The sequence below is a fragment of the Cupriavidus cauae genome (assembly GCF_008632125.1).
Classification (GTDB): Bacteria; Pseudomonadota; Gammaproteobacteria; order Burkholderiales; family Burkholderiaceae; genus Cupriavidus; species Cupriavidus cauae.
In genome coordinates, this window is sequence record NZ_VWRN01000014.1 from 112,231 (window position 1) to 138,382 (window position 26,152).

Here is a 26,152-nt window from a genome sequence, read left to right on the forward strand (position 1 = left end):
GCGCCAGTCTCAAGCTGAAGGAAAGCCCAGCAGCCGACGCTGCTCGCCCCAGTCGCGAGGCAGCAGGTCTTGGCGGCCACGCAGCGTGTGCAGATTCAGATGCCGGGGCTGGCGGCCCTCGAAAATCGCCTCGACGATGTCCGGTGCCAGCATGGTCATGCGCAGCACCTCGGCCGCCCAGCCTGGCTCCAGTTTCAGCGCGCGCGCCAGGTCGGCGGTCGTCGGATAGACGCCTTCGTCGATCAGCCGCTTCCAGTAGAACGCCTTGCCGAGCGTCTTGATCATCGGCACGTCGAAGCCACCCGTCACAGTGGCGGCATCGGGCGCGGGCGGGATCAGCAGCTTGCGGTTCTGGCGGCGCTTGATCGTCAGCGGCACCAGCGTGACGCGCTGGCCATCGCTGACGTAGCTGCGGGCATCGGTTCCGACCTCGACGCGGATAGCGCGCTTGCGCGGGTTCGTCGTGGTGCTCATGCCGGTGTTTCCTCGGTCTGTGCGCTGGATTCCTCGACCAGCGGATGCGCGCCGATCTCGGGCCCCAATCCCAGCCAGCCGTCCTCGCGCCAGAGGATGTCGAGTCCGTGCTCATGCAGTTGGACCCGCTCGATCAGCAGCCGCGCGATGCGTTGCTGCTCGGCCGGGAACAACTGCGCCCACACGTCGCCGATGCGTCGCATCGCCACCACCACCTGCGCTTCATCGAGGGCAGCACCGGCCGGGTGGCGCTGGCACGCCCGCCAGGTGCCGATCAGCACCTCCGGCGCCGAGAGCGCCGCGTGGATCTGCGTCAACACCGCGTTCTCGATCTCGGCCGCGGGCAGATGCCCGACGTCCGGGGCGTCCGGCGCCAGGCTCGCGCCCGCGTTGCGGCGCTTGTGCAGGTAGGGGACGTAGTAGCGGTAGGTGCGTCCGCTCTTCTTCTTGACGAAGGTGTGCAGCATGCGCTGCCCATCGGGCGCGAACAGCAGCCCCGCGAGCAGGGCCGGATGCTTGGCGCGGTGCTCGCGCGGCGCCTGCTTGCGGCGCGCGATGAACGCGTGCGCGGCGTCCCACAGGTCTTGCGGCACGATCGCTTCGTGTTGGCCGGGATACCACGTGCCGTGGTTGCGGATCTCACCCAGGTAGATGCGGTTGCGCAGCAGCGCGAAGATGAACTGCTGGTCGATGGGTCGGCCCGTGCGCCGGCGCCCGCCTTGGGTCACCCAGGCCTTGGTGGTGTGCCCCTCGACCGCCATCTCCCGCACCAGCCGTGCAGCCGAGCCATGCTCGGCGTAGCGCCGGAAGATGTCACGCACGAGTGCGGCCTCGCGCTCGTTGACGACGAGCTTGCGATCGACGACGTCATAGCCCAGCGGCGGCATGCCGCCCATCCACATGCCCTTCGCCTTGGAGGCGGCGATCTTGTCGCGGATGCGCTCGCCGGTGACCTCGCGCTCGAACTGCGCGAAGGACAGCAGGATGTTGAGCGTGAGCCGCCCCATCGAGGTGGTGGTGTTGAACTGCTGCGTGACCGAGACGAAGGAGACGCCGTTGCGGTCGAACACCTCCACCAGCTTGGCGAAGTCCGCGAGGCTTCGCGTCAATCGGTCGATCTTGTAGACGACCACGATGTCGATCCTGCCGGCATCGATGTCGGCGAGCAGCCGTTTGAGCGCCGGGCGGTCGAGATTACCGCCGGAGTAGCCGCCGTCGTCATAACCCTCCTCGACGGCGATCCAGCCCTCGTGGCGTTGGCTGGCGATGAAGGCCAGCCCCGCGTCGCGTTGGGCCTCCAGGCTGTTGTACTCCTGGTCCAGTCCCTCGTCGGTGGACTTGCGGGTGTAGACCGCACAGCGCCTCGATGGCGTGACGGGACCAGGCGTCGGCATGGTCGACGGGGATGCGGGCCATCGTGATCTCATGCCGGCTCCTTCTGGCCGTGCTTGGTCTTGAGGCCGAAGAACGCGGGGCCCGACCAAGGCGTGCCGGTGATGTGGCGGGCAATCGCCGTCAGGCTCTTGAACCGCTGCCCCTGATACTCGAAGTCGTTCGGGCCGCGCACCAGGACGCGGTGCTCGACGTCGTCGAAGATCCGCGTGAGCACGGTGCCCGGTAGCAGCCGACTCGCGTCGCGGCGCAGTTGGCGCGGCAGGATGCCCGTCTCACCGATCTCCTCGAGCTTGCGGCGGGTCGCGGGCTTCAACCCGCCGAAGGCGCGCTCCTGGATCCTGTAGGCGAGCCGACTCTCCAGCCACGTGCGGTGGTGATGCTTGGGCCGCTCCTCGAAGTACTCGTCCCACAGCGCCCAGAGGCTGTCCATCGGCAGGTGGGGCAGCTGGGCGATGCGAGCGGCGATGGTGGTAGCGTCGACTGTGGGTGCGTGTGCCGTCATGGGCGAACTCCGTTGTTGTTATCGGGGTTCGCATTCACGCGCTGTTGGCCGACAAAGCCAAGGCCAACTTCGTCTCTGGTGTCGGAAAGCGGGAGTTCGCGGCGGGCGCGAAGCCGCAGAAGGCCTGCGGCGAGGAGATCAACGACTTCCTGGTGCGCGTGCCTTGGCTGATCGGCGGCAGGAGAAAGGGAGAAAGGTTCGAGTTCGTGCATCGCAAGCGTTCCTATGGAAAACGCTTGTCATGCTAGGAATCGATGGGGCTCCGCGTAACGTGTTCTGGCGGGGATGCGCGGGCTACGGCGCCCTGCGTCATCGCATCGGGTGCTGGCCTGTCGAGACGAACCGGTCATCGCAGTCGTTGCTTTCGCCATCCTGCCAGGATCGATCCCAAGCGCGCGGCTCGGCGCTCTCCAACAGCAGCAGGGTCAGGACGCGATCTCTCGAGGCGTAGCTGTGCTTGAACTCGCGCAGCTTCATGTAGGGCGCCTCCTCGGGGCACCAGATCGCAGCAGACATCTCGACGCCGTCCCATGCCTGCTCGACGCTCGCGTCGGCGGCGAGCGTGCCGGGTAAGGGCTCTTGCGGATCGCCGGTGCGCCGGATGCGCGCCCGGGTTCTCACGGCGCTGCTGCTGCGCCATTCGTACTTCGCGTAGCCGTTGTCCCAGTAGACCAAGATGGCGCGCTGCGGGGTGAACTTGATGAAGCGGATGCACAGCGCCTCGAACGACACCTGGAAGCGCTCGGCAATGGCGCTGAGGACGTGCAGATCGATGCGTCGGTTCGAGATCCACTCGCGCAGCCGATCACCGGGCATCAGCAAGTTGCCGGCGAAATCGTCGGCCTCGCGCTCGATCAGGCGCATCGTCTCGTGGCCGGAGTGGACGCTTTCCTTGTCACAGTTGAAACGCGGCTGCCGGTCGCGGTGCAGGACGAAGTGCCCGAGCTCGTGAGCGATGGTGAATCGCTGGCGCTGCGGGCTGACCGTGCCGTTGTAGGCGATACCCCAGACCTGAGGGTCACCGGGGTCCCGCGCCAGCAGGCCCTCGAAGGCATCGTCGTTGAACTGCACCGGGGGACGAATTTCCCGAACCCCTTTGCCGTAGGGCGTGGTCGGCAGCATCTGCCGCACGACATCGAGATCGATGGCCTCGGGCACGTCCGCGCCGTACCAAGCCCGCAACCAGTGGTGGACTTTGTTGGCGGCGATCGCGCCGTTGAGGGCCGGGGGCGTGTTCACCTTTTGCTTTCCGGCAGATCCTTGTCCGGGAAGATGATCTTCAGCGCTTGGCGCACCCGGTCCTTCTCAGCTTCGGTCATGCCGGCATAGGCACGGAAGAAGGCCACATCCTCGGGGCTGGCCTCGGGGACCTGGGGCATGGGCTCGCCCATGATGTCTTCCATCGTGACGCCCAGCACCTTGGCCAGCGCCTGCACGCGCTCAGCCGAGGGGCGTTGACCCTCCTTCATCTCCAGTTCCCAGATGTAGGCCTTGGTGCAGCCGACCGCGTCGGCCACCTGCTGCAGGGTCAACTTCTTCGCCTCGCGGAATCGCCGCAGGCGTACTCCAAACGCCGAAGCCATGGCGATGTCCCGTCTCGAATCGACTGTCAGTGTAGGAAAACAGACCCAAAAGTATAGCCACGATATACCAAAAAGCGCCAGACGTGCCGCGATGATTGACAGGCGGAATGGGGCGGGACACAATCGCGCTGTATCTCGCTGCTTTACGCTGGTGAGAGCCCTGTTCGGTAACCCCGTCGCCGGCCCGCGAACCCGCCCCTCGGTCCGCAGCCCTCGACACCTCTTGCGGAAAGGACCGAGAAGATGAAGAAGACCTTCGTCGACGTGCTGCTCGAACTGCCGGTGGACGCGACGCTCAGCGCTTTCCTGGCCTCGCACGGCCTGCCCGTGGCCGACGATTTCGACTGGGAGGACACGCCGCGCACCTCGCAGGCGCTGGTGGAGGCCGTTCGCGCCTGGCCCGACGTCGCCGCCCGCGACCGTCTGATCGGCAACCTCATGGCCAGCGTCCAGTTGGCCGACCCGGCCGGCAAGCAGGCGATGTTCCAGGCCGCCGCCGGGGACGGCGCCGCGCTGCTGGGCCTGGTGGGATGCCGGAGCGACACCCACCGCTCCTTCTGGCTGTATGCCAGCCACCCGGCGCTGTTCGAGCGGGCCTGTGAGTTCGACTACCTGGAGCGCCACGGATCGCAGGCCCAGCAGCACGACCTCGGCGTGAAGCGTCGGCCGAACACCTCGGATGCCGCGCTGGCCGCGCTGCGCCAGGCCATCTCGGCCTTCTATCAGCGCGAACTGCAGTGCGGCGACGGCAGCGTGGCTTACTTGGTGGAACGCCGCCCCGGCATGTTCCTGCTGACGGTCCACGTCAAGGACCTGGCCATGCTGCGCCTGGAGTTCGAGGGCGCCCATCTCACCCGTCGCGTCGGCAACCCGAACATCCACATGGTGCTGGAGTACGCCGTGGCCACTGGGGTCGTTCGCACCCTCGTGCGCGGTGGCGCCAAGTACCACCAGATGCTCGTGGACGCCTTCGCCGAGCACCTGCTGGGCGTCAAGGTGGACGCGCACCGTATCAAGCCGCCGACGCTGGACCTGTCGGTCTTGCGCCTCGGCTTCGACGTGCCGCAGGCCGTGGCGGACGGCTTCGTGGCGCTGCAGGTCAAGTCCCTCTCGGTGTTGAGTCCGAGCACGGCATTGAAGCTCGATTGCACGGCGATGGCGTCGAGCGAGCAGCGCTGCGTCACCGAACTGCTGCGCGAGGAGTTCCCCGGTGAGGACCCGCTGGCCCGCGGCTGGTTGATCACGGCGGCACGCATCAACCTCTACTACCCGCCCGAACCCGGAAAGGCTCGTTCCAAGGTCGTCACGGTCGAGGTGACGCGTCGCGGACGGCTGAACCTGCACAAGTTCGATGCCGCGTTGCAGGCGCAGTTGGAGGGCTACCTGGTCTCGCTGGGCATCTTGCAGCCCGGCCAGACGCTGAACGTCCGGGAAGCGCCGCCGGAAGCGGGAACTGCCAATCCTGAGCCGCATCGCTCCACGATTGGCGAGGACTAACCGGTGGCCACGCACGACGCCTGGGCCTTGGTGTGCCGCTTGTTCGCGGGCGGCACGCCCATCCTTCGAGCGGCGCTCTCTCCCCGCGAGATCGCCGCCTTGCCGGCCCTCGGGCAGGCGGTGAAGCCCACGGCCCTGGACCAGCGGTTCGTGCTGTGCCCCTACTGCCACCAGCACCGGGCGCAGGTCTGGGGCAACGGGCACCAGGGGCGTACCTGCCATTGCCCCGAGTGCGGGCCGGTGGACGTCGCGGCCGACGACATGGCCGCGTTGGCGCTGGACGAGGACTGGCTGCGCCGAAAGCTGCGGCTGGCGCTTTCGATCGAGAGCCGCGACGGCATCGACGCCCTCGGCGATGGCGTGTGGCGCCTTGGCGATTCCCGGTGCTCGCCAGTCCTGCTGGCGCGCGATCTGATCCGGCTATGGCGCGAGCCGGCCCTGCTGGAGCGGGTGCGGGTCGCAGGCGGGCCGATCCGCGTCATCACGCCGAAGCCGCGCGAGACGCGCGGGGCGCCCTTCGGCCCGGGCGTGGAGTGGTTGGCTCTGGAGGATCGGTTCGCCTTCTACGGCGGCGGCATCTCGTTCATCGGCATGTCGGGTGAGCCACCAGGCCCGCAGGCCAGCGATCCAACGACGCCGGTGAAGGGGCCTTTCTCGGCGGATTTCCGCTGGGTCACGCTGCCCGAGGGGCCGCACGGCCCGATCCGGCTGACCGAGGCTCAGGCAGCAGTGTTCGAGGCCCTGTGGTCGTTCAAGGGGGAGCCCCGCACCGCCGAACAGGTCATGCGGCGTGCCGGGCTCGACAGCGCCAAGCCCATCGACGTGTTCAAGGTCAAGACGCGCGACAAGGGCAAGCCGGAAGCCGAAGGGCCACTCGTTGCATACCGGGCCCTCGTCCAGGTCGTGCAGGGGCGCCCGGGGCTGTACTCGATGCCCTGTGCTGCAGCATTGAGCCCCGTGCAGGCTTGATGCCTTGCTCTTCCAAGCACGATGAACAACCGCTGGCCGTGACGCACGCGCAAGTCATTGACGTACGAGGCCGCCTGCGTGCGCTTCCGCCAAGAAGTTGGCGCCGGTTTTGAGAGAAGAGAGAGCAAAAGAGAGTCGAACTGGGCGACTTTCGGGCGGTGCGGCTTCACTGCGTGGCACACGCAGAACGCCGCCGAACCCCGCGCGGCGTCGGGGAACCCGGAAACGAAAACGCCCAACCGATAGAGGTTGGGCGTTGAAAAGTGGTGGGGCGTGAGTGACTCGAACACTCGACCTACGGATTAAGAGTCCGCTGCTCTACCAACTGAGCTAACGCCCCAACGAAGTCCGAGATTCTAGCATTATTTGCAAAGTTGTCAAATCCCGGCACGCTGAAACGCATCGGCGGCCGTGACAAAATTTGCGCTCGCCGATGGAACTCGGAATGGCGGCGGCAGTCTCGGCAGATGACCGATCTTCGCAAAGGACTTTTGTGCGACGTCGGCGGGACCCATGTTAGGATGCCCACTCACTTGCAATGGAGGGCTGTACCGATGGAGATCAAATTCCAGGAGCAAGATCGTTATGACATCAATAACGAGGGCTTGCTGTTTCACGCCATTGTCGACGGCCAGAAGGTGACCTGCGTGGTCACGCGCGAGGCATTGTGGGAAGGGTTCAGCGCCGACCAGGTGCTGTCGCTCGAAGAAGCATTCCGCGCCGGCCGCGATACCATCGAACGCGCCGCTGTCGTGTTGATCGAACAGGGCGTGCCGCAGCCCATCGTGGTCAAGCGCGCGCACGTGGCGCCCGTCTGAGCAGGGGCGCCCGCACCGGGCCGCTACGGTCCGGGCAACAGGGCGCGCTGCGGCTGGACCCAGTCTGGCGCCGGTTTCATACCGGCGTTTTTCATTTCCGCTTCGCGCATTCCCGCCGCGCTTGTTTCCGCCGCGTTCATTCCCCCCGCGCTTGTTTCCGCTTCACGGCTTCGATCTCACCAGCCGCCGCTTCCGGCCCGGCCACGCCGTCCGCTGCGTCCGCTGCGTCCGCCTTCGTCTCCTGCGCTGCCCGCACCGGTTGACCCGGAATTCCCGGGGCCGCCGCCTCATGCGGACACTCCTCGAACACCCGCACGGTACACGTCGCGCAGATCTTCGGATCCAGCGTGGGCACGATGCTGTGCAGGGCGTGCCGCTTGGTGGCGAAGATATGATCGTCGCCCAGCTTGGCGATGAAGCCGGTCTGCGCCCAGGTCTGCAGCACCTGCGTGCGCGGGCGGTGGAAATAGAGATCGCCGCCCAGCGCACGGCGCTCGGCCAGCTCCGCCTCCCACATTTCCGCGCCGGCCAGGTCGATGAAGTTCATGCTCTTGGTCATCGCCAGCAGCCGCGTCTGCGTCGGCATCTGCGCGCGCGCCTCGTGCAGCCTGTCGGTGACGTACTGCACGGCGCCGAAGAAGATCGCGCCCTCCATCCGGATCAGCTTCAGCTGCGGACATTCGGGCTGCGGGCGGCGTAGTTCGTCCAGCGGCGTGAAGCGGCGGTCGGGATCGTCGGCGTCGGGCACCAGCGTCCGCACCGCCGGGCGCGAGGTGCGATATAGATAAGCGACCAGCGACAGCACCGTACCCAGCAGCACCGCCATTTCGAGCCGGATCACCAGCGTCGCGGCGAAGGTGCCGAGCGCGATCGCGAACTCGGTGCGCGAGAGCCGCGCGATGCGGCGCAGGCGCGCGAAATCGAACAGGCCCCCGGCCACCAGCAGCAGCATCGCGGCGATCGCCGCCAGCGGAATCTGCGCCAGCAGCGGCGCGCTGACCGCGACCAGCGCGACCAGCAGCAGGGCGGAGAACACGCTGGCCAGCGGCGTCTGCGCGCCGGCCTCGAAATTCGGCATCGAGCGGTTCAGCGAGCCGCAGGAGATATAGGCCGAGAAGAAGCCGCCGGCGATGTTCGACAGCCCCTGTCCGATGAACTCCCGATTGGCGTCGATGTGCTGGCCCGACCGCAGCGCGACCGCCTTGGCGATCGAGATCGATTGCCCGAGCGCGACGATGGTCAGCGCCGACGCGATGCCCAGCAGATCGGACAGCCGGTCCCAGGGGATATCGGGAATGCGGAAGGGCGGCACCGCGGCCGGGATCGGACCGACCACGTCGACATGTTGCGCACCGCCCCAGCCGCTGCGGTTCAGCAGCCAGGCGCACAGGAAACCGGCCAGCAGCCCGAGCAGCATGAACGGCAGCCGGCGCGCGACCCGCTTGACCGCCAGCGTGACGGCCAGCGTCACCGCGCCCACCGCCGCCGCGCTCCAGTTGATGGTGGCGGCATGCTCGAACAGGTGGCGCACGACCCCGAAGGCGCTGGTGCCGGTCGGCACCTGCAGCCCGAACAGGTCCTTCAGCGCATACAGCGCGATCAGCGAGGCCGCGCCGCAGGTAAATCCGAGCAGCACCGACGGCGAGATGAAATTGGCCAGCGAGCCGAGCCGCAGCGTACCGACCGCAAGCTGCAGCACGCCGACCAGGATCGTGACGCCCAGCGCCAGGTTGATGTACTCGGGGCTGCCGGCGAAGGCGATCGGGCTGAGCATCGCGAACAGTGCCAGCGAATTCGCATTGGTGGGGCCGGACATCACGTGCCAGCTGGAACCGAACAGCGCGGCCACGATGCAGGGCACCACCGCCGCGTAGATGCCGTATTGCGGCGGCAGCCCGGCCAGCGTGGCGAACGCCACGCCCTGCGGCAGCACCAGCACCGCGCCGAGCAGGCCGGCCAGCAGATCGGCGCGCAGCGTCGCCGCGCTGACGCGATGGCGCCAGGCCGGCAGCAGCCGTTGCCAGCCGCGGGCGGAGCGGCTCACCGCCGGCGCGGTCACCGGGCGGTCGCGGGAACGGCGTCCCGCGGCAGGTCGGTGGCGCCGGCGAGGGTCGTCAGGCGGGCGGGGAGAAAGACGAAGGAAGGGAACGGTTGCACGGCTTGCATGGCGGGCCCGAGGGGCTGCGCGCCGGCTCGTGGTCCGGCGCGTCGGTGGTGTCTCTGCCCCGCATGATAAGCGATGCCACCGTCATTCGAAAAACATCGCCCGAGGCGGGCGATGTCTCGGGGCCGATGGTGACCCTTATGAAGGCGATAAGGCGGACGATGAGGCAGGCGATAAGGCGGACGCGATGCGGCAGACGATAAGGCAGGCGAGAGGGCAGACGATAAGGCAGGCCGATGAAACGGCCGCTGCAGCCATTGCCGCAACGGCCGTTCGCGTTCAGCCCAGCCGCATCGTGGCGACCACCGGGGTATGGTCCGACGGCTGTTCCCAGGTGCGCGGCGTGCGGTCGATCGTGCAGGCGGTGCAGCGCTCGCGCAGCGCCGGCGACAGCAGGATATGGTCGATCCGCAGGCCGGCATTGCGGCGGAAGGCCAGCATGCGGTAGTCCCACCACGAAAAGCTCTTCTCCGGCTGCTCGAACAGCCGGAAGGCGTCGGCAAAGCCCAGTTCCAGCAGCGTCTGGAAGGCGGCGCGCTCCGGCGGCGAGACCAGGTTCTGGCCTTCCCACTTCTTCGGGTCGTGCACGTCGCGATCCTCGGGCGCGATATTGAAGTCGCCCAGCAGCGCGAGCTTCGGATAGCGCTGCAGTTCGTCGCGCAGCCACGCGGCCAGCGCCTCGAGCCAGCGCAGCTTGTAGGCGAACTTGTCGCTGTCGGGCGCCTGGCCGTTGGGGAAATACGCGCAGACCAGGCGCACGTCGCCATAGGTGCCGGCGACCACGCGCTGCTGCGCGTCCTCGAACCCGGGGATATTGCGCACCACGTCGGTGGCGGCCGGCATGGTGGTGTTGCGCGCCAGGATCGCCACGCCGTTATAGGTCTTCTGGCCGACGAAGATGCTGTGGAATCCGGCGCTCTCCAGTTCCGCCAGCGGGTACTTGTCCTCGGGCAGCTTCAGTTCCTGCAGGCACAGCGCGTCGATCGGCGTATCGGCGTTCTCCTGCGCGATCAGCCAGTCGAGCACCTGCGGCAGCCGGATCTTCAGCGAGTTGACGTTCCACGAGGCGATCCGCAGCGTGGCCGGCGCGGTGGCGGGCAGCGGCGGCGGCAGCGTGCTGCCGGTGGCCGGCACCGCCGGGGCGCCGTCGATGCCGGCGAGCAGGTCGTCGGGCGCGCCGCTCATGCCGCCATCCCGCCGTGGCGCAGCAGCGCATCGATCTGCGGCGGCCGGCCGCGGAACGCCGTGAACGACTCCATCGCCGGACGGCTGCCGCCCACCGACAGGATCTCGCGGTGATAGCGCGCGCCGGTCTCGCTGTCGAGCACGCTGCCGGTCAGCTGCGCCGCTTCCTCGAAGGCCGCGTAGACATCGGCCGACAGCACCTCGGCCCACTTGTAGCTGTAGTAGCCCGCCGCATAGCCGCCGGCAAAGATATGGCTGAAGGTATTGGGCCAGCGCGACAACGGGTACTGCGGCACCACGTGGATGCGGTCGTTGATCTCGCGCGACAGCTCCAGCACCGACTTGTCGCCGTCCGGATCGAAGTCCGTGTGCAGGTGCATGTCGAACGCCGAGAACACGATCTGGCGCAGCGTCATCATGCCGTTCTGGAAATTCTTCGCGGCCAGCATGCGCTCGAACAGCGCGCGCGGCAGCGGCTCGCCTGTGTCGACGTGCCGCGTCATGTCGGCCAGCACCTCGTATTCCCAGCAGAAGTTCTCCATGAACTGCGAGGGCAGCTCGACCGCATCCCATTCGACGCCGTTGATGCCCGACACGCCCAGCTCGCCGACCTGGGTCAGCATATGGTGCAGGCCGTGGCCGAACTCATGGAACAGCGTGATGACCTCGTCGTGCGTAAACAGCGCCGGCTTGTCGCCGACCGGTGCGGAGAAGTTGCAGGTCAGGTAGGCGACCGGCGTCTGCACGCTGCCGTCGCCGCGCTCGCGGCGGCCGCGCGCGTCGTCCATCCACGCGCCGCCGCGCTTGCCCTCGCGCGCGTACAGGTCCAGATAGAACTGCGCGAGCAGCGTGCCGTCCGGGCTGGTGACGCGGTAGAAGCGCACGTCCTTGTGCCAGGTCTGCGCCTCGTCCGGCGCGATCCGCACCGAGAACAGCTTCTGCACGACGCCGAACAGGCCTTCGAGCACCTTGGGCTCGGGGAAGTATTGCTTGACCTCGTGTTCCGAGAAGGCATAGCGCTGCTGGCGCAGTTTCTCGGACGCATAGGCGACGTCCCACGGCGCCAGCTCGGCCAGGCCCAGTTCCTTGGCGGCGAATTCGCGCAGCTCGGCCCAGTCGCGCTCGGCATAGGGGCGGGCCTTGGCGGCGAGTTCGTCGAGGAAGCGCAGCACTTCCGCCGGCGAATCGGCCATCTTGGGCACCAGCGACACCTCGCCGTACGAGCCGTAGCCCAGCATGCGGGCTTCTTCGCGGCGCAGCGCCAGCTGCTCGCGCATATTCGCGGTGTTGTCCCAGTCGGCCTGGCCGGTGCCGTACTGCGGGCTCAGCTCGGAGGCGCGCGTGACGTTGGCCTCGTACAGCGTCTGGCGCAGCGCGCGGTCGTCCGCGTACTGCAGCACCGGGAAATACGAGGGGAAATGCAGCGTGAACTTCCAGCCTTCCTTGCCGTCCTTGGCCGCGGCCTCGCGCGCCGCTTCCAGCGTGTCGGGCGGCAGGCCGGCCAGGCGCGCCGGGTCCTCGATCACCAGCGAGTAGGCGTTGGTCGCGTCCAGCACGTGGTCGGAGAAAGCCTTGCCCAGCTGTGCCTGCTGTTCCTGGATCTCGGCAAAGCGCGGCTTCTGGTCCTCCGGCAGCTCGGCGCCGCCGAGGCGGAAGCCGCGCAGCTCGTTGTCGAGCAGTTGCTTGCGGGCCGGGCTCAGCGCCGCGTATTCGGGGCTGGCGGCCAGCGCCTTGTACTTTTCGTAGAGCGCCAGGTTCTGGCCCAGCGAGGACCAGAACTCGGTCATGCGCGGCAGGTTTTCGGCGTGGGCCTGGCGCAGCGCCGGCGTGTCGGCGACCGAGCTCAGGTGGCCGACCACGCCCCAGGCGCGGCCCAGCGGCTCGGTGGCCTGCTCGAGCGTGTCGACGGTATCGGCCCACGTGGCGGGCCGGGCCGGATCCTCGACCAGCGCGACGGCGCGTTGCGCCGCTTCAAGCAGCACGTCCAGCGCCGGGCCGATATGCTCGGGGCGGATCTCGGCGAAGCGGGGCAGGTCGCTGAAGTCCAGCAGCGGGTTGGCGTTCTTGTCGGCTTGGTCCATGGCTTGTTCGTTCGCGTTGGCGTTGGGGTTGACGGTCGGATATTCCGCAGCTGGGGGCATCTGCGCGGTTTTCCAGCGTGGCTTCGCAGCGAGGGGGCCGGCGCGTTGTCCGGCGGGTCGTCCAGCGGATCGGCCAGGGGCTTGCCCAGCGGTTTTGCCCAGCCGTTTTGACCAGTGTACCGGCGCTCGCCTCAGCCTGCCGCGCGCTCGGCCGCCTCCAGCGTATTGACCAGCAGCATGGTGATCGTCATCGGACCGACGCCGCCCGGGACCGGCGTGATATAGCCGGCCACTTCGCGTACGCCGGCGAAGTCCACGTCGCCGCACAGCTTGCCGGCGTCGTCGCGGTTCATGCCGACATCGATCACCACCGCGCCGGGTTTGACCATGTCCGCCGTGATCAGGTTGCGGCGGCCGACCGCGGCGACGATCACGTCCGCCTGGCGGGTATGGGCGCCGAGGTCGCGCGTCTTGCTGTTGCAGATCGTCACGGTGGCGCCGGCCTGCAGCAGCAGCATCGCCATCGGCTTGCCGACGATGTTGGAGGCGCCGACCACCACCGCCTGCGCGCCGCGCAGCGGATACTGGATCGACTCGAGCATCTTCATGCAGCCATAGGGGGTGCAGGGGCGGAACAGCGGCGCGCCGGTCATCAGCGCGCCGGCGTTGGCGACGTGGAAGCCGTCGACATCCTTCTCCGGGGCGATCGCCTCCAGCACCTTGTGGCTGTCGATGTGCCTGGGCAGCGGCAACTGCACCAGGATGCCGTGGATCTTCGGATCACGATTCAGTTCGTCGATGCGGGCCAGCAGGTCGGCCTCGGACAGGTCCGCGGGATAGCGGTCCAGCGACGAGTAGAAACCGTTGTCCTCGCACGCCTTGACCTTGTTGCGGACATAGACCTGGCTGGCCGGGTCCTCGCCGACCAGGACCACGGCGAGCCCGGGCTGGTGACCGCGCTCGGTCAGGCGGGCGGCGCGCAGGGCGGCTTCGGAACGGATTTGCTTGGCAAGGGCGTTGCCGTCGATCAATTGGGCGGGCATGGGCTTGAGGCGCAGGAGCGGCAGAGGTGAAAGACGCGGGTGGAGATGCGACCGGCGTGATTGCCTGCAGGGCAGGGCGGGGAGGGACGGTGCGCAAAACAGCGATTATAAAGCGTCGGCACCGGTGGCCGGGGCGCGTGCCCGCCGGCGCGCCCTGGCCGTCCCGTCCGGCCAAAGGGCACCGTCAGAGGGCGCCGCAAGAGGGAGCCGTCAGCGGGCGCCGTCAGCGGGCGCCGTCGTTGGGATGACGGAGGGGACGGCGGACGGGAGGGCGGAGGAACCGCCGGCATGCACTCCGCCCGTTCAGGCGCCGAACCATGCATCGAAGCTTGCCCTGGCCTGCTCCCATGGCGCGCGCTCATGCGGCGCGTCCGGCGGGGCGGCAAACCACTGCGCGAGATAGCCCACGGCATAGGACCATTGCGCCCGCGGCAAGCTGATGGCGAGGTCCCATGCCGCCTGCCTTGCGCGGTCGAAGCGTGGCTGGCGTCCGCCCTGCCCGGCAGCCTCCCCCTCGCTCTCCAGGGCCAACAGCCTGCCGAGCAAATGCGCCAGCCATTCGCGCCGTTCCGGTCCGGACAATCGGGTGCGCACGATCGCGGCAGCGAGCGGGACGGCGGACCTTGGCCAGCGGTCCTGCAATCCCTGTCCCGGCGCATTCCACTTCTCCAGCCGGCGGAACGGGCGCAGGTCCGCCAGACAGAGGCGCAGATCGTCCGCATCGAGGGGCTCGATCAGCTTCCATGCCCGCTGGACCCGTTCGGCGTCGTGATCCGTCACCGCGTCGAGCTGGTGGGCAAACAGGGCCGCCGCGGCAAGCGTTGCGGGCCTCCGGCACTGCGGAATCGCTTCGAGCTGCCCGATCCAATAGTCGGCGAGTATCCGCCCCGAAGCTTCGACCCGTCCTCGAAGCGCGGGCCTGCAGCCCCACTGGCCGGTCCATTTCGCGCCCCGTTCGCAGACGGTACGGACGAGGTCGGCAAGCTCGCCGAAGTGGCCCGTCCGCGCAAGCGGATCCGCCAGTGCCGACAGGTCGACGAGATCTTCCAGACCCGACCACCTCCCGTCGTCCAGCCATTGCCGCACGGCGCTCACCTGATGCGCCGGCGCAAGGCCTCGGATGACCTGGACAACGCGACGCCTCGCGGCTGGCCGGCCGGCCTGCGCCCAGCGCGCGAGTGCGCCATATTCGCCGTGGTCGCGCGCCAAGGCTGCGGCGCCGGCAAGCGTCGATTCGGTCAGGCCCGATGCGTTGATCGCGTCCCGGCCGTAGTACAGCGCCTCCTTCAGCAGTGCGGAACGGGTCGAAGGCGGCAACGCCGTTGCGTCCAGCGCGGCGGATTGCAAGCGCAGCAGCCGGGTGGGATCGGGCGCGGGCGACTGGCAAATCGGCAGGACCGAGCCCAGCAATCGCAGCGTTTCTGCGTGCTCGCCCCGCAGCGCCGCGTCCCACAAGGTGTCCCATGTCGCCAGATCCGGCACGAAGCGCAACAGCGCGGCACGGAGATGGAGCCGCTGCGGCTCGGTCAAGGCCGCAGCCTGCATCCGCTGCGCGATGTCGCTGAGCAATTCGGTTCGTTGCGTGCGGCTGACATGCTGGAACGGACCTGGGGAAGCCTCGGTGCCCAGCAGACAGGCGATGGCGTGAAACGGTCCATCGCCCGGCAGGGAAAAGACCGTATCCAGCAGCAGCGTCGAATGTCGCGACGCCGTTGCGGCGTCGATGCCGAAGAATGCGTGCTGTCCGTCGATGCCGGGAAGGCAGCCGGCAAGCGCGGCGATCAAGCGACCGCGTTGCGCGGGATTGGCCTCGTCCCGCGCCACGCACTGGAGCAGGGCGCGCCACGGGGCCGCAGCGTCCTGGTCGTTGGCGCAGGCGCGTGCGAAAGCCGCCGTGCCGACCGACAGCGCTTCGGCCTGCTCGGCAGCGGGGAACGCCCGAGCCAGCGCCAGCGCCGCGGAAGCGTCCGGCAGCAACTGGCTGGCGATGCCGCACGGCTTCGCGCGGTTCTCCAGCGCGAGGGCCGTGCGCCTGAGCCTTGCCGATAGCGCAAGCGGTTCGGCCGCGATCATGGCGACGCAGTCAAGCAAGGTGTCGAGGCTCACCACGGCCGCACGTTCGTCGATGCAACTGGCCAGTGTGTTCAGCGGCGCCGTCCGAAGCGGCGCGGGCAGCCGCAGGGTCTGTTCCAGCAGCAGCCGGAAACCGGCGTCGTGTCCGGATCGCGGCAGGCCGCGCAGCCGGCCGACCAGCGTGCCCAGAACCGCCGCGCGCGAGGCGGGTGGCAGGCCGCCGAACGGCTGGGCCGATCCATCGGACAGGACTGCCGCCAGCTCGCCAACGGTCCATACGTTGGCGGCGCGCCGAAGCGCCAGATCGTGGCGTGCATGTCGTTCGAGCCGGGTTTGCAGACCCTTCGAAACCTGCCGTTCCAGGCAGAGCCTGGATTGCGGCGGCAGCAGCGCGAGGATGAAGTCGTGCACCGGTGCGGGCAGCAACTCCAGGCCGGACATGGTGGCCGGCTGCGGAACCGGCTCGGATGGCGGGGTGCCGTCGGCGAGGCAAGGGGCAACGGTCTGGCGGGCGGGGCTGGCTTGCATGACAGGTCTCTTCGGCGAACCGGCGGTGGACGGCCGGAATGGCGCCCGACTGCCGCGGTTCGCGGGCCCGGCATTCTGTCGGCGGATGTGGAGGGCCGCGATCCGGAAGCGCCCGCGCCTTTCGGTTCTCGGTCCCGGCCGCATGCCGTGCGCGGAATGTCCATTGGGGGGGAGGAAGGCCTACCCTCCTCGACAGCGACAGCGACAGCGACAGCGACCGCGACCGCCGCGCCGCCCTAGCGCCGGTATGCGTCGAACTGGGCCACGGCCTGCTGCCAGGCCCTGAGCGCCGACGGATCGCGCGAGGCGGGGGCAAACCAGGCCGCGATCGTGCCGTGCACAGCGTCGATGGCCTCCCTCGGCAGGGCGCTCGCGATACGCCACAGCGCCTGCCGGACCGCATCGAAGCGGTTGCGCTCCACGTCCGGACGGAAATCACCCATCCGGCCTTCGGCCTCGACCAGCCGCGCCAGCCAGCGGCGGCGCTCGGGCGCGGTGAAGCGCGTGCGCACCAGCTCGGCGGCGCGCAGCAGCGTCGGCCTGGCCCAGCACTCGCCCAACAGCAGGTCGCCGTCGCCGGGCAGCTTGCGGGATGCCTGCTTGAGCCGGTACAGGGTCTCCATCGCGGTACGCACCGCCGGCGCATCGAGCCGGTCGATCAGGTCCCAGGTGCGATCGATCAGCGGCGATGCAGCGGCCTGCAGCCACAGGCCGCTGGTCAGTTGGGCGACCTCCGCCAGCAGCTCCGGCGGGCGAGCGGCAGGGGCGGACGCCTCCAGCACGCCGAGCATGTCCGCGGCCAGTTCCGGCAAGGCGTCGTGCGCCGCCGAGGGCAGCAGCGTCGGCCCGGTTTCCAGCAGGCGGCTGCAGCGCCGGGTCCAGGCAGTGGACATCTCGCCCAGTTCCTCCCAGCAGCCCATCGCTTGCAGTTGCCGTGCCAGCGGCAGCGGCACAGGCAGCAGTTCGTCGACCCAACCGCGCAGCGCCAGCCATTGCGAGAAGGCACGCGCCTGCACCGGCGGCGGCAATTTCCAGATGACGGACAGGATACGGTCGGCAGGCTGGTCGTCATCGGCGGCCACCCATTGCACGAGCGGCAGCAACTGGTGGTGGCGCAGGGCCAGTTCGCCGATCGCATCGAACATGGCTTCGGCGTCGGCCGTGCCGGGCGCGCAGAAGAGCCCGGCCTGGCACATCAGCGCGGCGCGCTGCTCGGGCGTCGGCGCGGTGGCGGTCAGGCAGTAGTCTTGCGCGCGCCGCCAGGCATGGACCGGATCGCAAGGGTGCCAGCGCTGGACATGGACCAGCAGCATCGCCGGCGACGGCAGCGACCGCCGTTCGACCTCGTCCCATAGCGCGTGCCATGCCGGAACCTGCTGCGCGGGCGGCAGATAGGGAATCAGTTCGGCGCGTACGTGCAGCTGCTGCGCCGTCTGCATGCGCGATGCCTGCAGATGGGCGAGCAGCGACGCGATCGCCGGCTCGGCGCGCTCGGGATCGCTGAGCAGCGTGGCCGTGGCGGTGCGGATGGCCGCGCGGGCGACCGCGAAGCCGGCGTCGCCGGGCAGTGCCGCCGCGCCATGGAGCACCGCGCTCCAGCGCTGCAACGCCTCCTCCGGTGAAGGCGCCCGGCCGTGGTACTCGCTCGCGGTGCGGCCGCCGGGCAGCAGCGTCAGCAGGGCGCAGAACAGGCGCGCGGCAAAGGCGGCATCGCGGCCGATCTCGCCGGCGGCGGCCGCCAGCAGTGCCGACCAGTCCGCCGCGTAGGCGGCGTGATCGCGCGCACCGGCCATCAGCGCGCACAGCAGCTGCTCGAATCCCTGGCGCTGCTCGCAGGCGGGCAAGGCGCGCGCCACGGCCAGTGCGCGGGTGGCGTCGGGCAACAGCGTCGTCGCCAGCCGCCGGCTCGATGGCGTGGGCCGGGGTCCGACGGCGCGGCGCAGGGCCGCGACGCGCGCCCGTGCGCCGACCGCCAGCGGCACCATCGCAACCGCCTGCGCCAGGCGCTTCCACTGCGCTTCGTCGAGCTCGCCGCTGGTGAGCGGGTCCGCGATGCAGGCGGCCAGCGCGTCCAGCACCGGCCCGGCCGCGCCGGACACCGTATCGAGTCGGTCGAGTACCGCTTCGATGGCGCTCCAGCGTTCGCCACGCGGCAATTCGGGCAGGCGCGCCAGCATGCCGGCCATTACCTGGGCGCGTCCGAACACAGGCAGGTTGGACTGCGGCAGGACGCCCAGCTGCGCCCGCAGCGATGCCGCGGACCAGATGTCGGTCACCTGCATCAGCGCGCCGTCGACGGCGGCGCGAGCCCGCAGGCTCCGGCTCAGCGCATGGCAGGCCTTGCGCTCCAGCGTGACGCGGTCATGCAGGGACAGGAAGTCGAGCACGTGCTCGAGGATCGATTGCGGCAGCAGCGTCAGCCATGGGCGCGCGGTTTCGGCTGCTACCGCGTGGCCGGCAGGTGCGCTGAAGGCGTTCGACGAGGACGGTGAGGACGGTGAGGACGGTGAGGACGGTGAGGACGGCGCGAGTGGCGAGGGGTTCAGCATCGGTCGGCTCCGGCAGGGGAAGAGCGGGAGCGGCCAAGCCGGAACGGCAACGGCGGACCGCGCCCGGGGGAACCGAACGATGCTCGGCGGCCGTCGCGCACGCTGTCGCGGAACCGCCGGAACGCTAGCTTTTTCGAGGACCGGCCAGCGTCCGGCGTGGTGCCGGGCGCTGGCCTGAAGGGATGGGGAGGAACGAGGTGAGGGAGGACGGCAGCCGGGGAAGAGCGAGCGGATCTGACGTAAAGGATCCGTCGGCGTCGATCAGCTGTTGCGCGACAGCGCGAGCCGCAGCAGGTCGGCCACGGTGTTGACGTTGAGCTTTTCCATGATGTTGGCGCGATGCGCCTCCACCGTCTTGATCGAGATGCCCAGGTCGTCGGCGATCTGCTTGTTCAGGCGTCCGGCGACGATGCGCTCGAGCACCTGCTGTTCGCGCGTGGTCAGCTTGCCCAGCAAGTCCTGCGCGGCGCGCTGCTCGCGCGCGGCCGAATGGTCGGCCCTGGCCTTCTGCAGCATGCGCTCGACCAGCGCGCGCAGCTCGGATTCGTCGAACGGCTTCTCGATGAAGTCGATCGCGCCTTTCTTCATCGTCGATACCGCCATCGGCACGTCGCCGTGGCCGGTGATGAAGACGATCGGCAGATGGATGTTCTCCGCGATCATGCGTTCCTGCAGTTCGGGGCCGCTCATGCCGGGCATCCGCACGTCCAGGATCAGGCAGGAGACCTGGTTGGCATCGTAGGCGGCCAGGAATTGCTCGGCGCTGGCGAAACTGCGAACCTGGTAGCCATTGCCCTCCAGCAGCCAGGTCAGCGAGTCGCGCATCGCTTCATCGTCGTCGACGATGAAGACGGTCTCGCCGCGGTGGGGAGTGGGGTTTGGCGCTACGGTCATGAAGTCTCCTGATGCTGCGTCTGTGCGATTCGGCTAGTGTAACTCCGGCCGCCTGCGCCGCACACCCGCCACGGCGGGGGCAGCGGGGCGGCCGGTTCTCCGATGGTCTTGCCGATCCGGCCCTGCCGATCTGCCCTCATCGAGGGCGCTCACTGATCGGCAACCTCCGGCTCCAGCGGCAGCATGATTTTAAACGTACAGCCGATGCCGTCCGCATTGTTTTCGACCCACAGCCGGCCCTGGTGCGACTCGATGATCGAGCGGCAGATATTCAGGCCCATGCCCATGCCGTCGGACTTGGTGCTGAAGAAGGGCTCGAACAGCCGTTCCTTGGTGGCCTCGTCCACGCCCGGACCCTGGTCGATCACGTCGATGCAGACGGTCTGGCCGAGCTCGCCCTGGTCGATGCGGGCGTGCAGCCGCACCACGCCCGCGGCGCGCATCGCCGGCAGGCCCGACATCGCCTCGACCGCGTTCTTCAGCAGATTGACGAGGACCTGCTCGATCAGCACCGGGTCGACATAGAGCGTGACCGGCGGAGGCGGCAGCCGGGTCAGGATCGTCACGCGGCGGCGCGTGGCTTCGATATCGGCCAGCCCCACCGCGTCGGCGACGATATCGTGCAGCGCGGTCTCGCGCCGCTGCGGCTGGCTGCGTTTGACGAAGCCCCGGATGCGGCTGATGATCGTGCCGGCGCGCACCGCCTGGGCCGAGGTCTTTTCCAGGATCGGCATCAGGTCCTCTGGCGTGCTGCGCCCCGAGCGCAGCCGCGCCACCGCGCCCATGCAGTAGTTGTTGATGGCCGCCAGCGGCTGGTTCAGTTCGTGCGCCAGCGACGAGGCCATCTCGCCCATGGTGGTCAGGCGGCTGGTGAACTGCAGGCGTTCCTCGTGCTGGCGGGCCATTTCCTCGGCCGCCTTGCGCACCGTGATGTCGGTGGCGATCTGCATTTGCGCCAGATGGCCGTCGACCCACTGGATATAGCGGCGCCGCACCTCGAACCACTTCTGCATGTCCGGCACGAAGATCTCGCGCGCGTCGGACGCATACGGCATCAGCTCGGAGGCCGGCAGGCCGGCGTAGGCGTCGACGAAATCGGTATGGTCGCTGGTGACCTGCTCCTGCTCGACCTCTCCGCCGGCGAGCTTCAGATGCCCCTCGGGCTCCCAGCCGAACAGCTGCCGGTAATAGCGGTTGGCGAACAGCAGCTCCGGCTTGTCGGTGGCGAGCACCGACACCGCGGCATCCAGACTTTCCAGCACGGTGGTGAAGCGGTCGTGCGCCGCGGCCAGTTCCTCGCGCGCGCGCTTGGGCTCGGTGATATCCGTCATCGAGCTCATCCAGCCGGTATGGCGGCCGCGGCTGTCGATCAGCGGCGACACATACATGCGGGCGAAGAAGCTGGTGCCGTCGCGGCGCATCACGCGCATCTCGTAGCCGCCGGTGGGCGACTTGCCCTGCAGCGTCAGATCGATCTGGCGCTGCATCTCCTGCTGGTCGTTGGGCGGCCAGTAGGGGAAGGGCGGCACGCGCCCGACCAGCTCGTGCTCCTGCCAGCCGGTCATGCGGCAGAAGGCCGGGTTCACATAGGTGATGCGCCCGTTCAGGTCGAGCGCGCGCAGCCCGATCAGCATCGAGTTTTCCATCGCGCGGCGGAACGAGGTCTCGGCCAGCAGCGCGCGCTGCGCCTCGGAGCGGCGGCTGGTATGCCGCCACATGCTCCACAGGCTCCACAGCAGGAAGCACGACAGCCCGACCACCAGCCACAGCAGCATGTTGTTGGGCAGGTTCGACGCGGGCGGATAGGCATCGGCACGCAGCGACAGCGAGTGCCCCGGCGGGTCGAGCAGCACCTCGTACGACAGCGCGGTGGCCGGCACCGGCCGCAGCGAGGTGCTGGCGCGCAGCTGGTTGTTCTTGTCGATCAGCGAGAAGCGGTAGCGCTCGGTCAGCTCGGGCGGCAGCAGATGGGTCAGGATGCCGTTGATCGAATAGAGCGCGCCCAGCGTGCCGAGGAACTCGTTGTCGCGCACGATCGGCACCTGCATCAGCATGAAGCTGTCGCCGCGTTCGTTGACCAGCGGGCGCGAATAGACCACGCGCTGGGTCTCGCGCGCGGTGTCGAAGGTGTCCAGCACGTCGGGTTCGAGCGGCTGCTCCGGCGTCTCGCGCAGCCGCGCGGCGAATTCCGACGTGGAAGGCAGCGACCAGCGCGCGCGCCGCGTGGCGTCGAGCCAGTTGATGAAGACGATCTCCGGATTCTCGCGCAGCACCTCCTGCGCGGCGGTGCGATAAGCGCGCTGGTCGAGCTGCGCCGCGGCGATGTCGCGCGCCAGCGAGGCGAGCTGGTCCTGATTGCTGAGCAGCGACAACCGGACGCGCTGCTGCGCCCAGGCGGCGTCGCGATACAGCGCGTCGCGTTGCTGCTGGCGCTCGGTCTCGTGCAGGGACCACAGGATCACGCCCATCGCGCCGGAGAACAGCACGATCGCCACCAGCGGGATGAACATGAACCAGCTGGTCGCGACCAGGTTGCGCCAGCGCAGCCACCACAGGCCGCGCGGCGGGCCCGTGAAGGGGCGGCCGTCGGCGGCCTCGTCGGCGGGGCCCAGCCCCTCGAGCGCGTCCAGCGGCGTCAGCGCGCTCAACTGGTCGATCGCGCCGGGGCCGCCGCCAGGGATCCCGGCGCCGCCGGCATCGCGGGAGGCATCGGCGGCGGGGGGAATCATCGGCAGGCGGAGGGCCGGCAGCAGCCGGCGGACGAGGCGGTGGATGGACAGCATGATGGGATTGACGACTGACCGGGCAGTGTAGCTCGATTGCTGCAGTGCGTCGCTTGGGGAAAGCGCCTATGCGGCACGCGCCGCGCTCCGTCTGCCCGCGGGCCGCGTGGGGGCGCGGCTGGCGGCCTCGTGGTGCGTTGCGGCAATATTTCGCATCATGAGAAACGATACCGTAATTTGAAAATTTCGCTTGTGCTGAGAAATCGCCTTCCATAGAATCGGTGCCGACCGAACGATGCGGGAGGAAGACGGTCGGACCTTGTCCGGGTGTCAGCGACACGCCGGCGACAGGCCAGCCCATCCGCCCATCCACGCCTCGCTCCGCACCCCCGTCAGACAGCGCCAGGCCAGCCACCCACGAAAGCGGCCGTTGCTGGCGCACGCATTCCACAGGAGACGATCCATGTCAGCCGTACCAGAGCAGATCCTCGGCGCAGCCGGCGCCAACGACGCCGACCCGCAGGAAACCCAAGAATGGCTGGAGGCCCTGCAGGGCGTGATCGGCGCGGAAGGTAGCGAGCGCGCGGCCTTCCTGATCGACAAGCAGATCGAATATGCCCGCGTCAATGGCGTCACCCAGCCGTTCCACGCGGAAACCCCGTACATCAACACGATCCCGGTCGAGCAGCAGGCGCGCATCCCGGGCGACCAGGACATCGAGCACCGCATCCGTTCGTACTCGCGCTGGAACGCGATGGCGATGGTGCTGCGGGCCAACAAGCACACCAACGTCGGCGGCCACATCTCGTCGTACGCGTCGGCGGCCACGCTGTACGACGTCGGCTACAACCACTTCTGGCATGCGCCGTCGGACAAGCACGGCGGCGACCTGGTCTTCGTGCAGGGCCACTCGGCTCCGGGCGTCTATTCGCGCGCCTTCCTGCTGGGCCGGCTGACCGCGGAGCAGCTCGACAACTTCCGCCAGGAAGTCGACGGCAAGGGCATCTCGTCGTACCCGCACCCGTGGCTGATGCCGGACTTCTGGCAGTTCCCGACCGTGTCGATGGGCCTGGGCCCGATCATGGCGATCTACCAGGCCCGCTTCATGAAGTACCTGCAGAGCCGCGGCCTGGTCAACACCGAGGGCCGCAAGGTCTGGGCCTTCCTCGGCGACGGCGAGACCGACGAGCCGGAATCGCTGGGCGCGATCGGCATGGCCGGCCGCGAGCAGCTGGACAACCTGGTCTTCGTCATCAACTGCAACCTGCAGCGCCTGGATGGTCCGGTACGCGGCAACGGCAAGATCATCCAGGAACTGGAGTCGGAATTCCGCGGCGCCGGCTGGAACGTGATCAAGGTCGTCTGGGGCAGCCGCTGGGATTCGCTGCTGGCGCGCGACACCAAGGGCCTGCTGATGAAGCGCATGATGGAGTGCGTCGACGGCGAGTACCAGACCTTCAAGGCCAAGGACGGCGCCTACGTGCGCGAGCACTTCTTCAATACGCCCGAGCTCAAGGCGATGGTGGCCGACTGGTCCGATGACGACATCTGGCGCCTGAACCGCGGCGGCCACGATCCGCACAAGATCTACGCCGCCTACAAGGCCGCCACCGAGCACAAGGGCCAGCCGACGCTGATCCTGGCCAAGACCATCAAGGGCTATGGCATGGGCGATGCCGGCCAGGCGATGAACATCACGCACCAGCAGAAGAAGATGCCGGTCGAGGCGATCCGCCGCTTCCGCGACCAGTTCAATCTGCCGGTGCCGGACGACAAGCTGGAAGAAGTCCCGTACCTGACCTTCGAGGAAGGCTCGAAGGAACTCGAATACATGCGCGCCCGCCGCATGGAGCTCGGCGGCTATCTGCCGACGCGCCGCCAGAAGGCCGATCCGCTGCCGGTGCCCGACCTGTCGGCCTTCTCGGCGCTGCTCAAGGCCACCGGCGAGGGCCGCGAGGTCTCGACCACGATGGCGTTCGTGCGGATCCTGAACACGCTGCTCAAGGACAAGCAGATCGGCAAGCATGTGGTGCCCATCGTTCCGGACGAGTCGCGCACCTTCGGCATGGAAGGCCTGTTCCGCCAGATCGGCATCTGGAACCAGCAGGGCCAGAAGTACGTGCCGGAAGACCATGACCAGCTGATGTTCTACAAGGAATCGCAGACTGGCCAGGTGCTGCAGGAAGGCATCAACGAAGCCGGCGCGATGTGCGACTGGATCGCGGCCGCCACGTCGTACTCGACGCACGGCGTGCAGATGATCCCGTTCTACATCTACTACTCGATGTTCGGCATCCAGCGGATCGGCGATCTGTGCTGGGCCGCCGCCGACATGCGTTCGCGCGGCTTCCTGCTGGGCGGCACCTCGGGCCGGACCACGCTGAACGGCGAAGGCCTGCAGCACGAGGACGGCCACTCGCACGTGTTCCACGCGGTGATCCCGAACTGCATCTCGTACGACCCGACCTTCCAGTACGAACTGGCGGTGATCATGCAGGACGGCCTGCGCCGCATGTACGCCGAGCAGGAGGACGTGTACTACTACGTGACGGTGATGAACGAGAACTACGAGCATCCGGAAATGCCGGCTGGCGTGGAGAAGGACATCGTCAAGGGCATGTACGCCTTCCGCAAGGGCGCCGAGAACAGCAACGCCCCGCGCGTGCAGCTGCTCGGCTCGGGCACGATCTTCCGCGAGGTGATCGCCGCCGCCGAACTGCTGAAGAAGGACTGGGGCGTCGAGTCGGACCTGTGGAGCTGCCCGAGCTTCACCGAGCTGGCCCGCGAAGGCCAGGCCGCCGAGCGCTGGAACCTGCTGCATCCGACCGAGACGCCGCGCGAATCGCACGTGACCCAGTGCCTGAAGTCGGTGCGCGGTCCGGTGATCGCGTCGACCGACTACGTGCGCGCCTTCGCCGAGCAGATCCGCCCGTTCGTGCCGCGCCGCTACGTGGTGCTGGGCACCGACGGCTTCGGCCGCTCGGATACCCGCGAGAAGCTGCGCCACTTCTTCGAGGTGGACCGCCACTGGGTCACGCTGGCCGCCCTGAAGGCGCTTGCCGACGAGGGTGCCATCCCGCGCGACAAGGTCGCCGAGGCCATCAAGAAGTACAACCTCGACCCGAACAAGCCGAACCCGATGACGGTCTGATCCGGCTGTCACTCCCGCGAACCCCCGGGCACGGCAACGCCGCGCCCGGGTCGCCCGGGCCTTGCCTGGGCGTTGTCCAGTAAATGGCCGGGGCGCCGCGGCGTGACAAGGCACGTGCGTCAAAGTAATCTCGACGCTCTTGTTGCTTGTTGTCACGCGCGCCGTCCTGTCCAGGAGACACTGAATGAGTCAAGCGATTGAAATCAAGGTGCCGGATATCGGCGACTACGACGCCGTTCCCGTCATCGAAGTCCACGTGAAGCCGGGCGATACGATCAACGCCGAGGATGCGCTGGTCACGCTGGAATCGGACAAGGCGACGATGGACGTGCCCTCGCCGCAGGGCGGCACGGTCAAGGAAGTCAAGGTCAAGGTCGGCGACAACGTGGCCGAAGGCTCGGTGCTGGTGATGCTTGAACCCGCGGGCGCCGCTGCTCCTGCGCCGGCTCCCGCTCCGGCCGCCGCGGCTCCGGCCCCGGCGCCTGCCGCTGCAGCGACCCCGGCACCGGCTCCCGCCGCTGCG

Annotated in this window: 19 protein-coding genes and 1 tRNA gene; 6 read left to right on the plus strand and 14 right to left on the minus strand. The window is 68.5% G+C overall.

Annotated features, from left to right (window positions below; genetic code table 11):
- Positions 1-9 precede the first annotated feature (9 nt).
- From F1599_RS03385 to F1599_RS03395, 3 genes are read right to left on the minus strand one after another with little or no spacing between them, the layout of a single operon-like run.
- A complete protein-coding gene (locus F1599_RS03385) occupies positions 10-474 on the minus strand; it encodes a hypothetical protein (RefSeq protein WP_053822776.1) in 465 nt (154 codons plus the stop codon).
- The gene (locus tag F1599_RS03390) at positions 471-1,868 is read right to left on the minus strand and encodes a recombinase family protein (protein ID WP_053822777.1); all 1,398 of its coding nucleotides are present in this window, start codon (positions 1,866-1,868) and stop codon (positions 471-473) included. The genes F1599_RS03385 and F1599_RS03390 overlap by 4 nt, the downstream gene beginning before the upstream one ends.
- Positions 1,869-1,897: 29 nt before the next feature.
- The gene (locus F1599_RS03395; protein ID WP_053822778.1) at positions 1,898-2,371 is read right to left on the minus strand and encodes a DUF2924 domain-containing protein; all 474 of its coding nucleotides are present in this window, start codon (positions 2,369-2,371) and stop codon (positions 1,898-1,900) included.
- A 44-nt stretch (positions 2,372-2,415) separates the two neighbouring features.
- On the opposite strand from F1599_RS03395, the gene F1599_RS25745 reads away from it, so the two are divergent.
- Positions 2,416-2,619: a hypothetical protein gene (locus tag F1599_RS25745; RefSeq protein WP_053822779.1), complete on the plus strand. Its 204-nt coding sequence runs from the start codon at positions 2,416-2,418 to the stop codon at positions 2,617-2,619.
- A gap of 61 nt (positions 2,620-2,680) precedes the next feature.
- Here the strand turns inward: F1599_RS25745 and F1599_RS03405 are convergent, their stop codons facing one another.
- Both F1599_RS03405 and F1599_RS03410 read right to left on the minus strand, forming a co-directional pair.
- Positions 2,681-3,610, minus strand: coding sequence for an ImmA/IrrE family metallo-endopeptidase (locus tag F1599_RS03405; RefSeq protein WP_223819440.1), 930 nt, complete (start codon positions 3,608-3,610; stop codon positions 2,681-2,683).
- Positions 3,607-3,954: a helix-turn-helix domain-containing protein gene (locus F1599_RS03410; RefSeq protein ID WP_053822780.1), complete on the minus strand. Its 348-nt coding sequence runs from the start codon at positions 3,952-3,954 to the stop codon at positions 3,607-3,609. The genes F1599_RS03405 and F1599_RS03410 overlap by 4 nt, the downstream gene beginning before the upstream one ends.
- A 243-nt stretch (positions 3,955-4,197) precedes the next feature.
- Between F1599_RS03410 and F1599_RS03415 the strand changes: the two genes are divergently transcribed.
- Together F1599_RS03415 and F1599_RS03420 are read left to right on the plus strand one after the other, a co-directional pair.
- Entirely contained in the window at positions 4,198-5,451 is a 1,254-nt protein-coding gene (locus F1599_RS03415) for a hypothetical protein (protein ID WP_053822781.1), read from the plus strand.
- A 3-nt stretch (positions 5,452-5,454) separates the two neighbouring features.
- Entirely contained in the window at positions 5,455-6,420 is a 966-nt protein-coding gene (locus tag F1599_RS03420; protein ID WP_053822782.1) for a hypothetical protein, read from the plus strand.
- A 264-nt stretch (positions 6,421-6,684) separates the two neighbouring features.
- On the opposite strand, the gene F1599_RS03425 is transcribed toward F1599_RS03420, so the two are convergent.
- Positions 6,685-6,760: transfer RNA gene (locus tag F1599_RS03425), tRNA-Lys, on the minus strand.
- 214 nt (positions 6,761-6,974) lie between these two features.
- Between F1599_RS03425 and F1599_RS03430 the strand changes: the two genes are divergently transcribed.
- Positions 6,975-7,238, plus strand: a complete 264-nt coding sequence (locus F1599_RS03430; RefSeq protein ID WP_006579010.1) for a DUF1488 family protein — start codon at positions 6,975-6,977, stop codon at positions 7,236-7,238.
- A gap of 136 nt (positions 7,239-7,374) precedes the next feature.
- Here F1599_RS03430 and F1599_RS03435 read toward each other — a convergent pair whose 3' ends face one another.
- The 8 genes from F1599_RS03435 to F1599_RS03470 all read right to left on the minus strand — a co-directional run bounded on the left by F1599_RS03435 (position 7,375) and on the right by F1599_RS03470 (position 22,538).
- Positions 7,375-9,282, minus strand: coding sequence for a SulP family inorganic anion transporter (locus F1599_RS03435; protein WP_190286289.1), 1,908 nt, complete (start codon positions 9,280-9,282; stop codon positions 7,375-7,377).
- Positions 9,283-9,681: 399 nt separating this feature from the next.
- On the minus strand, positions 9,682-10,479 hold the full coding sequence (gene xth, locus F1599_RS03440; RefSeq protein ID WP_150082191.1) for an exodeoxyribonuclease III: 798 nt from the start codon (positions 10,477-10,479) through the stop codon (positions 9,682-9,684).
- A gap of 104 nt (positions 10,480-10,583) precedes the next feature.
- Complete coding sequence (locus F1599_RS03445) at positions 10,584-12,668, minus strand: M3 family metallopeptidase (protein WP_149318917.1); 2,085 nt, start codon at positions 12,666-12,668, stop codon at positions 10,584-10,586.
- A gap of 191 nt (positions 12,669-12,859) precedes the next feature.
- Entirely contained in the window at positions 12,860-13,711 is an 852-nt protein-coding gene (gene folD, locus F1599_RS03450) for a bifunctional methylenetetrahydrofolate dehydrogenase/methenyltetrahydrofolate cyclohydrolase FolD (protein WP_149318916.1), read from the minus strand.
- Between the two features lie 303 nt (positions 13,712-14,014).
- Complete coding sequence (locus F1599_RS03455; RefSeq protein ID WP_150082185.1) at positions 14,015-16,312, minus strand: hypothetical protein; 2,298 nt, start codon at positions 16,310-16,312, stop codon at positions 14,015-14,017.
- A gap of 236 nt (positions 16,313-16,548) precedes the next feature.
- Positions 16,549-18,861, minus strand: a complete 2,313-nt coding sequence (locus tag F1599_RS03460) for a hypothetical protein (RefSeq protein ID WP_150082186.1) — start codon at positions 18,859-18,861, stop codon at positions 16,549-16,551.
- A gap of 261 nt (positions 18,862-19,122) precedes the next feature.
- Positions 19,123-19,755: a response regulator transcription factor gene (locus F1599_RS03465; RefSeq protein ID WP_006578226.1), complete on the minus strand. Its 633-nt coding sequence runs from the start codon at positions 19,753-19,755 to the stop codon at positions 19,123-19,125.
- 149 nt (positions 19,756-19,904) lie between these two features.
- Entirely contained in the window at positions 19,905-22,538 is a 2,634-nt protein-coding gene (locus tag F1599_RS03470) for a PAS domain S-box protein (protein ID WP_149318913.1), read from the minus strand.
- A gap of 403 nt (positions 22,539-22,941) precedes the next feature.
- Here F1599_RS03470 and aceE point away from each other — a divergent pair, with 403 nt between their 5' ends.
- Both aceE and F1599_RS03480 read left to right on the plus strand, forming a co-directional pair.
- A complete protein-coding gene (aceE, locus tag F1599_RS03475) occupies positions 22,942-25,629 on the plus strand; it encodes a pyruvate dehydrogenase (acetyl-transferring), homodimeric type (protein WP_150082187.1) in 2,688 nt (895 codons plus the stop codon).
- 184 nt (positions 25,630-25,813) lie between these two features.
- Positions 25,814-26,152, plus strand: a 339-nt coding sequence (locus F1599_RS03480) for a biotin/lipoyl-containing protein (RefSeq protein ID WP_317845727.1), incomplete at its 3' end; no start/stop codon positions are given.

What these genes read in the sequence shown, in the direction of transcription:
- F1599_RS03385 (WP_053822776.1), bottom strand. Translation starts at nt 474, where the DNA reads ATGAGCACCACGACGAACCCGCGCAAGCGCGCTATCCGCGTCGAGGTC.
- F1599_RS03390 (WP_053822777.1), bottom strand. Translation starts at nt 1,868, where the DNA reads ATGCCGACGCCTGGTCCCGTCACGCCATCGAGGCGCTGTGCGGTCTAC.
- F1599_RS03395 (WP_053822778.1), bottom strand. Translation starts at nt 2,371, where the DNA reads ATGACGGCACACGCACCCACAGTCGACGCTACCACCATCGCCGCTCGC.
- F1599_RS03410 (WP_053822780.1), bottom strand. Translation starts at nt 3,954, where the DNA reads ATGGCTTCGGCGTTTGGAGTACGCCTGCGGCGATTCCGCGAGGCGAAG.
- F1599_RS03415 (WP_053822781.1), top strand. Translation starts at nt 4,198, where the DNA reads ATGAAGAAGACCTTCGTCGACGTGCTGCTCGAACTGCCGGTGGACGCG.
- F1599_RS03430 (WP_006579010.1), top strand. Translation starts at nt 6,975, where the DNA reads ATGGAGATCAAATTCCAGGAGCAAGATCGTTATGACATCAATAACGAG.
- F1599_RS03445 (WP_149318917.1), bottom strand. Translation starts at nt 12,668, where the DNA reads ATGGACCAAGCCGACAAGAACGCCAACCCGCTGCTGGACTTCAGCGAC.
- folD (WP_149318916.1), bottom strand. Translation starts at nt 13,711, where the DNA reads ATGCCCGCCCAATTGATCGACGGCAACGCCCTTGCCAAGCAAATCCGT.
- F1599_RS03455 (WP_150082185.1), bottom strand. Translation starts at nt 16,312, where the DNA reads ATGCAAGCCAGCCCCGCCCGCCAGACCGTTGCCCCTTGCCTCGCCGAC.
- F1599_RS03460 (WP_150082186.1), bottom strand. Translation starts at nt 18,861, where the DNA reads ATGCTGAACCCCTCGCCACTCGCGCCGTCCTCACCGTCCTCACCGTCC.
- F1599_RS03465 (WP_006578226.1), bottom strand. Translation starts at nt 19,755, where the DNA reads ATGACCGTAGCGCCAAACCCCACTCCCCACCGCGGCGAGACCGTCTTC.
- F1599_RS03470 (WP_149318913.1), bottom strand. Translation starts at nt 22,538, where the DNA reads ATGCTGTCCATCCACCGCCTCGTCCGCCGGCTGCTGCCGGCCCTCCGC.
- aceE (WP_150082187.1), top strand. Translation starts at nt 22,942, where the DNA reads ATGTCAGCCGTACCAGAGCAGATCCTCGGCGCAGCCGGCGCCAACGAC.